Origin of the sequence: Segatella copri, assembly GCF_009495355.1 — a bacterium.
In the GTDB taxonomy this organism is placed as follows: domain Bacteria; phylum Bacteroidota; class Bacteroidia; order Bacteroidales; family Bacteroidaceae; genus Prevotella.
Genome location: NZ_VZAD01000047.1, coordinates 1 through 11,855, shown reverse-complemented (window position 1 = coordinate 11,855; position 11,855 = coordinate 1). Strand labels below are relative to the sequence as shown.

Here is an 11,855-nt window from a genome sequence, read left to right as displayed (position 1 = left end):
CCGTCAACCAGTAGCGGCAACTTGCCGTCAAGAATTGTTGCTTTGTTGTTTTCAATACATTCCAACAGGCGGGCAAGTTCAGTGTCATTGCCATTCCAAGGAACGTAGAACATGTCCTTCTGCGGAACGAAGCGGAAGGTGTAGGTTGTGTCTGTTTTCTGCTGCGCAATGACAGGAAAAGTTACCGTCATCAGCCACAGAAACAAGGTAAGAAAAGTGATTTTTCTGCTCATATAAACTTGCATTTATTATCTTTGTCCTCTCCAAAGATAATAAATTTCATTCTATGCCCAAAAGATTAGAAAAACTTTTGCTATAAAATTTTATAAATAATGTCGTTTGAGCATCTTTTTGTCGAATTAGCACTTTTTGAATTGTCGAATTAGCACTTTTTTGTCGTTTGAGCACTTTTTGGAAATGGGTTTCTGTGACCTTTTCCGATTTTTTTTACTACACAAATTATTCCCGATTTGATTTTTTCCATTTGGCAGGCGTACATCCTTCTTTCTCGGAAAATAATTTGATAAAGTTACTTTGGGAAAGAAAACCAGAAGACTCAGCCAGCTTCTGTATATTGATTTCTGGATGCTCCTTCAGTATGTTTTTCGCATACTCCAACCGGAGACAGGTTATCCATTCGCGGAATGTCATTTTATATGTAGTCTTGATATAAGCGGAAAGATAGGTACGGTTCGTATAAAGTATTTCGGACAGTTCTTTTATGGTAAGTCCCTGCTGGACATAGCCGTCTGTCTTTATCCAGTTGTCAACCCTCTCTATAAATTCTGTATAGGACTTAGGAACTTCTTTCTCAGAAACTATTTCATGTTCAGTTTCCGAATTTGTCAGAAGTTCTTCTTCAGATTGTATATCCTGCTCAAACGCATTTTCTACCTGTTCATAGAACAGCAGGTAGTTCTGATAGCTGTAGAAAAGATAGCTGTAGAACGGTATTGACGACAAAATCCAGATAAAAACATATTCGTCTGGCAGAAATGTCAGCAATCCGCATCCGACACCGAAGATAAGTGCCCAATAAGTGAATATGGAAAGCCATTCGATATATGCGCCTATATCATCCGCCTGAGTTTCATTGAAAATCCGAATGGCTCTACGATATGCAATTATGACTCTGCGAGCTAAAACGACTCCAAAAACGACTAACCAGGCAGCTAAAGCAAATAAAGAGAATTTTTGCATGATTCCGCTTGGCAACAGGAACAACACAACTCCGGAAAGAGTTGAAAATATAATCCATAAAATGATATGTGTCCACACACGCCGTTTGGTAATGTAAAAACGATCAAGCAACATTATCAATGCCGAACTGAACAGAGAATAGCACAGAAAGTATGTGGACATGTTCATCAATATGGCTGAATCCGCATTTTTAAATCGGATACCAAAGAAAAAATGTACCGAATAGTTTGCCGAAAGCAGCAACATAGCTATACCCATAATCTGTCGGGAGCGTAGATAGTTCTTGAAAATCTTCTTTTCAGGAGTCTTTGCAAACAAAAAATAAAAGCCGAAGAATAACATCAACGGCAGTGCGGTACAAAGTGAAAAACTGTATATAGATTGTTCCATTGTTATGCTTATTTAGTTTTGATACAAATTTTGATAAATTTCCGAATTATAAGCCAGTTGGGATAAAAAACAGAAATGAATATCTCCGAGTGCTCGCTGCTTGAGTTAAAATGTCAAGACCGACTCACCTAAGATCTTGCATCTTACAAATATATATAATAATGTGATAACTTGTATCTTATGGCGTAAAATATTAGCAGGGCGAACGCATTTTGATGCGTCCGCCCTAAGGCTTCCCTTTAACTTTGCACGTACATATCTTTATATCCTTATCTCAATGGGTTTATACTTCCTTCAATACGGTTTCCAATCTTCCGATGAAGTCATCCACATTCTTCTTGGTCAATACCAACGGAGGGAGGATACGGAGGATGTTGGTGCCGGCACAACCGGTGAAGCAGTGCTGCTCGTGGATGAGCTTGCTGCGCACTTCCTTGTGAGGAATGTCGAGTACGGCGCCTACCATCAAGCCACGACCACGAACCTCTGTGATATGACTGTTGCGTTTCTGCAATTCCTTCAGCTGGGCAATGAGATATTCGCCAACTTCATGCGCATTCTGTACCAGGTTCTCCTTCTCGAAAACATCGAGAACAGCGAGAGCGGCAGTACATGCCAGGTGGTTGCCACCGAAGGTAGTTCCCAACTGACCATATACAGGTGTAAACTCAGGAGAAATCAATACACCACCCATAGGGAAACCATTGCCGATACCCTTGGCTACGGTGATGAGATCTGGCTTGATGCCCAACCACTGGTGGGCAAAGAACTTACCGCTTCTACCATAACCGCACTGGATTTCATCGCAGATGAGGAAAGTGCCGTATTTCTTGCAGGCAGCCTGCAAGCCCTGAGCAAACTCAGGAGTTACCATGTTGCAGCCACCTACGCCCTGAATAGCCTCGATGATACAAGCACATACATCGCCCTTGGCAAGTTCCTTTTCCCAAGCCTCCAAATCGTTGATAGGAAGATAGGTTACGTGACCATTGTCATTGATTGGTGCGATGATCTTAGGATTATTGGTTACCTCTACGGCAAGGGATGTTCTGCCGTGGAAAGCCTTCTCTATAGAAAGCACGCGAGTTCTGCCGTTGGTGAAAGAAGCCAGCTTCAAGGCATTCTCGTTAGCCTCGGCACCAGAGTTGATGAGGAAGAACTGATAATCTTCATAACCGCTTATCTTGCCCAGACGCTCAGCGAGTTTCACCTGCAACTTGTTGATGACAGAGTTGGAATAGAAACCCAGGTTGTTCAACTGGTTGGTGAGCATCTCCACATAGTGAGGATGGCAATGACCGATGCTGATAACGGCATGACCGCCATAGAGGTCGAGGTATTCCTGACCCTTATCGTCCCATACCTTGCAGCCCTGTCCTTTTACAATATTAATATCGAAAAGAGGATATACGTCGTAAAGTTTCATGTTAAATCTATGTTTTAAGAAAGACAACTCATAGAGTTATCTTATTACAAACTATTTTTTATGATAGAAGAACGAATGATATTTCATCCGTTCTTCCGAATTCTTTTATCTAAAATGCTGATGGCTTGAGCTTCAAACCTGCTGTCTGGTCGAGACCAAACATGATGTTCATGTTCTGAACAGCCTGACCTACGGCACCCTTCAGAAGATTGTCGATGCAGGAAGTGATGAGGAGCTTATCACCATACTTATCCACATGAACCAGGCATTTGTTGGTGTTCACCACCTGCTTCAGGTCGATAGCTTTATCCACATAGTGAGTAAACTTGGCATCCTTGTAGAACTCCTTGTAACCTGCCACGATTTCCTCTATAGGCTTATCGGTCTTCACTACTTCTGTTGCAAAGATACCACGGGCGAAGTCGCCACGGTAAGGGATGAAGTCGATGGCAGCATCGAGATAACCCTGTGTCTGCTTCAGACTCTCACGAATCTCTGGCACGTGCTGATGGTTGAATGCCTTGTAGATGCTCATGTTGTTGTTGCGCCATGAGAAATGGGTAGTGGCGCCTGGCTTCTGACCAGCGCCGGTGCTACCGGTAATGGCATTAACAGAAACATCGCTGTTGATGAGGCCCATCTTAGCAGCAGGCAACAAACCAAGTTGAATGCAAGTTGCAAAACAACCTGGGTTTGCTACGTGCTGAGCTACGGCTATTTTTGATTCATTTATTTCTGGAAGACCATATACAAAATCGTGAGCGGCTGGGGTTGGCTGCTGAGTAGCAACCACAGTCTCAGGGGCAAGACGGAAGTCCTGTGCCAGGTCGATAATCTTCACGTTCTCCGGAACATTGTGCTCCTTAAGGAACGCCTCGCTCTTGCCGTGACCGAAGCAGAAGAAGATGACATCCACCTGGTCGAAAGGCATTTCGGCTGTAAATTTCAAGTCAGTCTCGCCATACAATCCCTCGTGAACCTCAGCCACCAGGTTGCCGGCGTTACTCTCGCTGTTGGCGAATACAATCTCTGCCTCAGGATGGTTGATAAGGAGGCGAATCAACTCACCTCCTGTATAACCTGCTGCTCCTAAAATTCCTACTCTAATCATAATCTAAGTGAAGAGTGAAGAACGAAGAGTGAAGAATTCTCTTGTCCTTCTGTTTTGTTTATTGTATCTTTCTAATACCGTTAGAATTAGTATCTAACGTTGTTCTCACGAGGAAGGCATATCCAAAACCCTAAATATAGGAGAAGACCAGTCCCATAGCAGCAGATGGCTACGAACCAAATGATGCGCAGGATAATAGGGTCGATGTCGAAATAGTCAGCAAGCCCTCCACATACGCCACCAATCTTTTTGTCGTGGTCGGAAAGATAAAGCTTTTTCATTGTTCCTCGTTTTTAATATTAACGCTGCTCGTCAGGATGCATACCATAATAAACACGGAGTGGGGTAGAGCTTACCTTGATGAAGCCCTTTGCATCCTCGGCTGTCCAACCATGCTGCATCTCGCCATACTCACCAAGCTTAGACTTGGTCAAATCGTCTGGTGAATCGATACCTACAGTCTGGAAACTATATGGACGGAGCTTCAGGATGGCAGTTCCGTTTACGTTGCGCTGAGAAGAAGTCAGCATAGCCTCGATATCCGGCATCACTGGCTCCAGGTACTGGCTCTCGTGGAGGAACATTCCGTACCAGTTGCCTACCTGGTCCTTCCAGTACTGCTGCCACTTGCTCAATGTGCTTTTCTCCAACAGGCGGTGTGCCTCGATGATAAGCTTAGGAGCGGCAGCCTCGAAACCTACACGGCCCTTGATGCCGATAATGGTGTCGCCCACGTTGCAGTCGCGGCCGATGGCATAAGAGGCTCCTATTTCTTCTATCTTCTGGATGGCAACAATTTTGTCGTCGAATTTCTCGTCGTTGACAGCTACAATCTCACCCTTCTCGAAGGTAATCTTCAGTTCAGCCTCTTCTTCCTTGGCAGTAACGTGCTTCAGGTAAGCCTCTTCAGGAAGACCCTGTGTTGGGTCGAGAATCTCGCCACCGCAGATACTGGTTCCCCAGATACCTACGTTATAAGAATACTTCAACTTGGTGAAGTCGGCATAGAATCCATGCTCGTTCAGGTAGTCAACTTCTTCCTTGCGTGAGAGCGCCTTGTCGCGGGTCAGTGTGATGATTTCAATGCCAGGAGCCATCACCAGGAAGGTCATGTCGAAACGAATCTGGTCGTTGCCGGCACCAGTACTTCCGTGAGCGATAGCATCTGCACCAATCTCCTTGGCGTAGCGTGCGATGGCGATAGCCTGGAAGATACGCTCGGAAGATACAGAGATAGGGTAGCAGTTGTTGCGGAGTACATTGCCGAAGATCATGTATTTCAATGATTTCTCGTAATACTCGTGGGTAACGTCGAGGGTAACGTATGCTTTGGCTCCAAGCTTGTACGCATTCTCCTCGTTGGTTTTCAACTGCTCGGCAGAGAAACCGCCCGTGTTGGCGCATGCAGCATAAACATCCCAGCCGTCCTGGGTCAACTTCATTACTGTATATGATGTGTCGAGACCGCCACTAAAGGCGACTACTACTTTCTTATTTGCCATTTTGTTTGATGTTTAATGTGTTGTGTTTAATATTTTGTTGGCATTCTTGCCAACACCTTATTATATTATAGAGTTAAAGCTCTGAGTTGGGACCGTCTATCTTTCGGATTCTCTCTATCACATCCTGTGGAAGTTTGATAGGCAGATGTTCCTCTGGGTCGAAGAGCATGGCGGTGCATATGCAGTATTTGCGATTGGTACGATGCAGCACGTCAACGTTGATGCAGCCCTCGCAGCCACGCCAGAATGACTCGTCGTCTGTCAAGTCGGCAAAGGTAACAGGCAGATAGCCCAACTGAGTATTCATCTTCATCACGGCAGACCCGGATGTCAAAGAGAAAATCTTGGCATGAGGCCATCGCTGTCGGGCAAGTGTGAAAGTCAGGTTCTTGATGCGCTTGGCCAGTCCGATGCCTCGGAAGTCAGGATGAACAATCAAGCCTGATGTGGTGACGTAGTGCTTGTTGCCCCATGTCTCGATGTAGCTGAAACCTGCGAATTTCTCTCCCTGGAGAGCGATGACAGCCTTTGCCTCACGCATCTTGGTCGCTACGTATTCTGTAGAGCGCTTGGCGATGCCGGAGCCACGCTTCTTAGCAGCTTCGGCGATGGTTGTCAGAATGGTGTCGATGTACTTGATGTGACTTTCGTCTGCCACCATTACTTTTACTTCTTCCATTTTTCTCTTTTTATTTAATATCTAAGTTTTTATTATTGTCTAATAGTTTTTGCCTGCTGATAGCTTAACCATAAATGTCGGGGATGATTTCTGCCAGCAGGTCGATGATGTCTTTCTCGCGCGTACCTTCTTTCTTAACAAGAAAAATGGTGTCGTCGCCAGCTATAGTTCCTAAGATCTGCGGAATGTCGCTGTTGTCGATATTGTAGGCTATACTGCTTGCATAACCTGGTCGTGTTTTGATAACAATCATGTTGCCGGAGAAGTTGATAGAGGTAAATCCTGAAGTCATTAGCATCTCGCGGGCTGAACGTGGATTGGGGACACGTTTGTACATTGTCTCGTTGGGCAATACGTATACATATCTTCCGTTCATTGATGCAGCTTTTGCAACCTTCAACTGTTTGAGGTCGCGACTCAGTGTGGCCTGGGTTACGGTATAACCTTCCTTGGCCAATGCCTGTAAAACTTCTTCCTGAGAGCCTAACTCCTGGCTTGAGATAAGCATCTTTAGGGCTTCCATTCTGCTCGTCTTAATCTTCATGCTTTGAATTTTTATACATTATTCGACTGCAAAATTACAGTTTTTTATTGTTACTGCCAAATAAAATCGTATAAAAATGATGAATAAGCTAACATTTTGTAGTTTTGTATGTGTATAGTTGGTATAAATATGCGAGTTAGGGTAGCTTGAAAAGCCTTCTGTGGAGCATGGGGAAATATAAAGTTTGTAAAAACTTTCTTTTTATTGAAAGTTTTACGTATATTTGCAATCTAAATCATACTTTTAATAACTAAACATTATAAAAACCGTAACGATGAAACAGACAAATGTGAAGCCTGCAGATGGCAAGTTGGGTATTATGGTCGTAGGTTGTGGCGCAGTTGCCACAACTTTTATGACAGGTGTGTTTATGGCTCGTAAGGGCTTGGCCAAGCCAGTAGGCTCAATGACCCAATATGATAAGATTCGTGTGGGCCGTGGTGCTGACAAGAAGTATCTGCATTATAAGGATATTGTTCCTTTGGCAAGTCTTGATGATATCATGTTTGGAACCTGGGATGTTTATCCTCAGAATGCATATCAGGCTGCTATGTATGCAGAAGTGTTGAAGGAGAAGGATATAAATCCGGTTCGTGAGGAACTGGAAAAGGTGGTTCCTATGAAGGCGGCTTTCGATAAGAATTATGCAAAGCGCCTTGATGGTGACAATGTGAAGGACTGCAAGACCCGTTGGGAAATGGTAGAGGCTTTGCGTCAGGATATTCGTGACTTCAAGGAAAAGAACGGATGTGCACGTATCGTTGTTATCTGGGCTGCTTCTACTGAGATTTATGTGCCTGTAGATATGGAAATCCATGGCACGTTGGCTGCTCTTGAGGCTGCAATGAAGGCAGACGACCGTGAGCACATCGCTCCTTCTATGTGCTACGCTTATGCTGCATTGACCGAGGGTGCTCCTTTTATTATGGGTGCTCCTAATACTACTGTAGATATTCCTGCTATGTGGGAACTCGCAGAGAAGACCAAGATGCCTATTGCCGGCAAGGACTTCAAGACGGGACAGACTCTTGTAAAGAGCGGTTTTGCTCCTATTATCGGTACCCGATGCCTCGGACTGAATGGATGGTTCTCTACCAATATCTTGGGCAATCGTGACGGTCTGGTGCTCGATGAGCCTGCAAACTTCCATACCAAGGAGGTCAGCAAGCTTTCTACTCTTGAAACAATTTTGAAGCCAGATGTACAGCCCGACCTCTATGGTCACGGCAATGATGAGGATACGCAGTACTATCACAAGGTTCGCATCAACTATTATCCTCCTCGCAATGACAACAAGGAGGGCTGGGATAATATCGATATCTTTGGCTGGATGGGTTATCCTATGCAGATCAAGATTAATTTCCTCTGTCGTGACTCTATCCTGGCAGCTCCACTGTTGCTCGACCTCACCTTGCTGAGCGATTTGGCTGCCCGTGCTGGCCGTTATGGTATCCAGCGTTTCCTGAGTTTCTTCCTCAAGGCGCCTATGCATGATTATACCAAGGGCGAGGAGGCAGTCAATCATCTCTACCAGCAGTATACCATGCTGAAGAATGCTGTTCGTGAGATGGGTGGTTATGAGGCTGATGAGGAAATTGACTAATCGAAATATAAGATAAGTACATGAAGATAGAGTGCCTTACCTTTTTTATATATGGTATGTGTGTCATGTTCTACTCCATGATGGTGTGGATGTTCTGGCGCAAGGGTAATGACAAACTGTCGAGGCTGATAATGCTCTTGATGGTAGTGCTTGATCTGGAGTGCCTGAAGGATTTGGCACTCTATCTTTCTGACTTTGAACTCCATAAGTCGATGTGGCATTGGGTGAATGCTACCGATATGGTCGTTGTGCCTGTCTATACTTTTGTGCTTATGGAACTGGTGAAGCCCGGTTGGCTTTCCTGGAGAAAGGCAGCGCTTCATGAGGCTTCTTTTCTTATGCCTCTGGTCTTATATGGGATTACTGACAAATTGCTTTGGTTTGATGTGCTGACTGCATGGTGCTTTGTGTATGGCACAGTGACCTATTTCCTGATGTTCTATCTTATTAGCCGTTACCATCGGCAACTGAAGGAGCGGTTCTCCTATCAGGATAATATTAATCTCAACTGGTTGAGGGGTATTTTGTCGTGCTTCTTCGTGATATTGTTGGTTTGGGTATTCAGTTGTTATATGGTGGATGCTCAATTCGACAACATCTATATGCTGTTTTCTTTGGGCGCATGGATGTTCGTCTGTTATTTCCTTTATAAGCACGAATCGGTTATCGAGGAATTGGGAGATATGGATGAAGACGAAGTGGCGGTTGGTTCTGAGGAAATAAGTCTCAGTGGACTGGAAAAAGAGATAAACAAATTGTTTGTAGAAGAAAAACTTTATCTTAATCCGCAACTCAAACTTTCTGATGTGGCAAGACAAGTGGGTACGAATCGCACTTATCTGAGCCGATTTTTTAATCAGGAGAAGCAGATGACGTTCTTTGATTATGTCAATAATCTACGTGTGGAACATGCTGTGGGCTTGCTCCAAAAGTCAAACCTCCGACTGAACGTCATTGCCGAACAGTCGGGATTTAATTCAATATCAACCTTCAGAAGGGTTTTTGCCGCTAAGCAACAATGTACCCCTTCTGAATATCGTAAACGCATCTCCAGATAAAGATGCAAAGTCCTGTTATATGTAAACTCGTGCTGCCTTAGGGCTGTACATCCCACTGGATAGGCACGTTCTTCATAATCAGCAGACCTTTCTCGTCATAACTGAGCGAGAGGGCAATCTGGGCTTTCTGTATTATTTTGGCTGACTTCTTCACGTTTGTGAAGGTGCTGCTGTCTTTAAGGGCGATTTTCATATAGATGCCTTCCGAGACGGAGTAGGGAGTCCATCCTAAATAACGTGGCTCGCTCACGTTGCCTTCTTCGTCGATGAGCATGACTGGCCAATTGCTGTTGCCGCCAATGCTGATTTCGTTCTTGTTGGCAATCATCTTTACCTTCAACACCAGGCTTACCTCGCCGTAGTTTTCGGATGTGCTTTTGCCGTATGCTCCTACTAACTGTACGTCTACTTTGTCTTTTAAAGGATTGATGAGGGTTCCTCCAGTTGCGATAGGCTCTTCTGTGGCATTGCTGGCTGCTGGCTTCGCTTGGGGAGTCTCGGTTTTAGCAGGCTCACTGGAAGGAGTCAGAACTTTCTTGGCTTTTTTAAGAATGCCTCCAAAGCCTTGGGCTTGAATAGGGGTGGCGCACAATGCAAATGCTGCGATAATGATCCAAAATGTTTTCTTTGTTCTCATAATAATTTCTTTTTTATTTGTTGATAGATTGTATAATCGTTTATTTGTCGATAGATTGTGTGAGTGTTTTTTGTTGCCGATAGATAGGGCTTTCCTTTTGCAAAGATATAAAAAGTTTTCTTTGGCAAAAAGTCGGAGTGGTGATTATTGATGTTTTGCTCCTTTTATTTTACCGTATGCTCCCGTATTTACGAAATGGCAGGGTTTGGCGTGCTGCAGATTGCTTGTTGATGATAGGCTGGAGGATGTCGGAGGGAATTTGTAAAAACACAAAAAGCTGGCTTCAAATCCGAAACCAGCTTTTTTATGATAATTGTAATTTTGTTGTAAGAAGTCTTCTGTAAATTTTAGTCTCTGTTGCTGCCGAAGATGCGGAGCAGATAGAGGAAGAGGTTGATAAAGTCGAGATACAGAGTGAGCGAACCAAGAAGGGCCAGTTTTTGTGCACCTTCGCTCATGTCGGGCTGCATCAAGAGCATCTGCTTGATTTTCTGTGAATCCCAGGCTGTGAGGCCAATGAAGATGGCAACACCGATGTAGCTAAGAATGTAGTCGAAGCCAGGGCTCTTCAAGAACATATTCACGACGGTAGCGATGATGAGGCCGATCAAAGCCATGAACAGAATCTTTCCGATAGAGCTGAGGTCGCGCTTGGTGGAATAGCCATAGAATGCCATGGCTCCGAAGGTGCCTGCTGTTATGAAGAATACTTTTGCTATTACCATTGGCTCGTAAATGATAAAAATCGAAGAGAGCATAGCGCCATTAAGTACAGAATAGATAATGAACAGCAGTGTTGCTGTGGTCAACGATAGGCGATTGATGGCGCCACTGATGATGAACACGAGTGCGAGTTCGCCAATGATAAGTCCCCACATCAATGCGGAATTTGTGTAAATGGTGTTCAGCAGGGCTGGACTGTTGGCTACACTGTAAGCGGTAAAGCCCGTGATGACCAAAGCCAGTGTCATCCAAACGTAAACCTTTCGCATGAGAGCAGCAAAGGTGCCGTCGAGTCCGCGGGCTTTCTCGTTAATACTGAAGCCTGTGTCTTGGCTTGCGCCGTTAATACGGTCGTACATTTCTTTTTCTGTCATAGTTATTCTTTTTTTGTTTATATTCTTGTTTTGCTAATCGCCTTTTGCGAATAGTCTTTGTCATCTTGATAATGTAAATACAAAGATAATGCCATTTTTTGTAATTACTTCTCTTTGACTGCATTATTAACATTTGTTACGTCATTTTTCTTTTATCTGTCATTTTGGCCTTTTTTGTAGTGCTGACCTGTTATCTTAGCACCTGTCAATTTTGGGAGCTATTGAAGATTGAGGCGGACTTCGTTGGCGGCTTGTATCGGTCATAATAGACGACCGGCTTGTATCGGTCATAATAGACGACCGGGCTTGGTCTTAATAGATGGCTGGCGTTGGTCATAATAGACGACAGGGTTAGGTCATAATAGGCGAGGCAAGTTTTTGCCTTGTGGATTTTGTTTGACAGGAAGTCTCATTATCTCGCAATACAATCAGAAAAAGGCAGCAATAATATCCAGAAAACAGTGGCAGGAAAGCTTCTGTATATTTATTCGCCAGCAAGCTGTGCTTAACTGTGAGAAAATAATTTCCCAGTTGGGAAAAAATATTTTTCCAATTGGGGCGATATGGTTTTCCAGTTGGGATCTCGTTTTTCGGCAATTACTGCATGA

Annotated in this window: 11 protein-coding genes and 1 pseudogene; 2 read left to right on the top strand and 10 right to left on the bottom strand. The window is 44.2% G+C overall.

All coding sequences use genetic code 11. The annotated features are described in order from the left end of the window. From F7D20_RS05610 to argR, 8 genes and pseudogenes are all read right to left on the bottom strand, one after another. Window positions 1-233: pseudogene (locus F7D20_RS05610) on the bottom strand (DUF3575 domain-containing protein); the annotation flags it as partial. Between the two features lie 226 nt (window positions 234-459). Further along, entirely contained in the window at window positions 460-1,542 is a 1,083-nt protein-coding gene (locus tag F7D20_RS05605; RefSeq protein ID WP_158463200.1) for a helix-turn-helix domain-containing protein, read from the bottom strand. Window positions 1,543-1,873: 331 nt separating this feature from the next. After that, the gene (locus F7D20_RS05600) at window positions 1,874-3,016 is read right to left on the bottom strand and encodes an aspartate aminotransferase family protein (RefSeq protein ID WP_158463199.1); all 1,143 of its coding nucleotides are present in this window, start codon (window positions 3,014-3,016) and stop codon (window positions 1,874-1,876) included. A gap of 109 nt (window positions 3,017-3,125) precedes the next feature. After that, entirely contained in the window at window positions 3,126-4,127 is a 1,002-nt protein-coding gene (gene argC, locus F7D20_RS05595; RefSeq protein WP_022252914.1) for an N-acetyl-gamma-glutamyl-phosphate reductase, read from the bottom strand. 86 nt (window positions 4,128-4,213) lie between these two features. Continuing rightward, complete coding sequence (locus F7D20_RS05590; protein WP_022252915.1) at window positions 4,214-4,408, bottom strand: PspC domain-containing protein; 195 nt, start codon at window positions 4,406-4,408, stop codon at window positions 4,214-4,216. A gap of 18 nt (window positions 4,409-4,426) precedes the next feature. Continuing rightward, a complete protein-coding gene (locus F7D20_RS05585; protein ID WP_158463198.1) occupies window positions 4,427-5,629 on the bottom strand; it encodes an argininosuccinate synthase in 1,203 nt (400 codons plus the stop codon). A 73-nt stretch (window positions 5,630-5,702) separates the two neighbouring features. Then, window positions 5,703-6,308: a GNAT family N-acetyltransferase gene (locus tag F7D20_RS05580; protein WP_022252917.1), complete on the bottom strand. Its 606-nt coding sequence runs from the start codon at window positions 6,306-6,308 to the stop codon at window positions 5,703-5,705. Window positions 6,309-6,372: 64 nt separating this feature from the next. Continuing rightward, the gene (argR, locus tag F7D20_RS05575) at window positions 6,373-6,852 is read right to left on the bottom strand and encodes an arginine repressor (RefSeq protein WP_022252918.1); all 480 of its coding nucleotides are present in this window, start codon (window positions 6,850-6,852) and stop codon (window positions 6,373-6,375) included. A gap of 274 nt (window positions 6,853-7,126) precedes the next feature. On the opposite strand from argR, the gene F7D20_RS05570 reads away from it, so the two are divergent. Both F7D20_RS05570 and F7D20_RS05565 read left to right on the top strand, forming a co-directional pair. Next, window positions 7,127-8,455 (top strand): inositol-3-phosphate synthase, encoded by a 1,329-nt coding sequence (locus F7D20_RS05570; protein WP_158463197.1) that lies wholly within the window; start codon window positions 7,127-7,129, stop codon window positions 8,453-8,455. A 20-nt stretch (window positions 8,456-8,475) separates the two neighbouring features. Next, a complete protein-coding gene (locus F7D20_RS05565; RefSeq protein ID WP_158463196.1) occupies window positions 8,476-9,513 on the top strand; it encodes a helix-turn-helix domain-containing protein in 1,038 nt (345 codons plus the stop codon). A gap of 37 nt (window positions 9,514-9,550) precedes the next feature. Here F7D20_RS05565 and F7D20_RS05560 read toward each other — a convergent pair whose 3' ends face one another. Both F7D20_RS05560 and F7D20_RS05555 read right to left on the bottom strand, forming a co-directional pair. Beyond that, entirely contained in the window at window positions 9,551-10,150 is a 600-nt protein-coding gene (locus F7D20_RS05560) for a hypothetical protein (protein WP_158463195.1), read from the bottom strand. 347 nt (window positions 10,151-10,497) lie between these two features. Beyond that, window positions 10,498-11,247: a Bax inhibitor-1/YccA family protein gene (locus tag F7D20_RS05555; protein ID WP_158463194.1), complete on the bottom strand. Its 750-nt coding sequence runs from the start codon at window positions 11,245-11,247 to the stop codon at window positions 10,498-10,500. Between the last annotated feature and the right edge of the window lie 608 nt (window positions 11,248-11,855).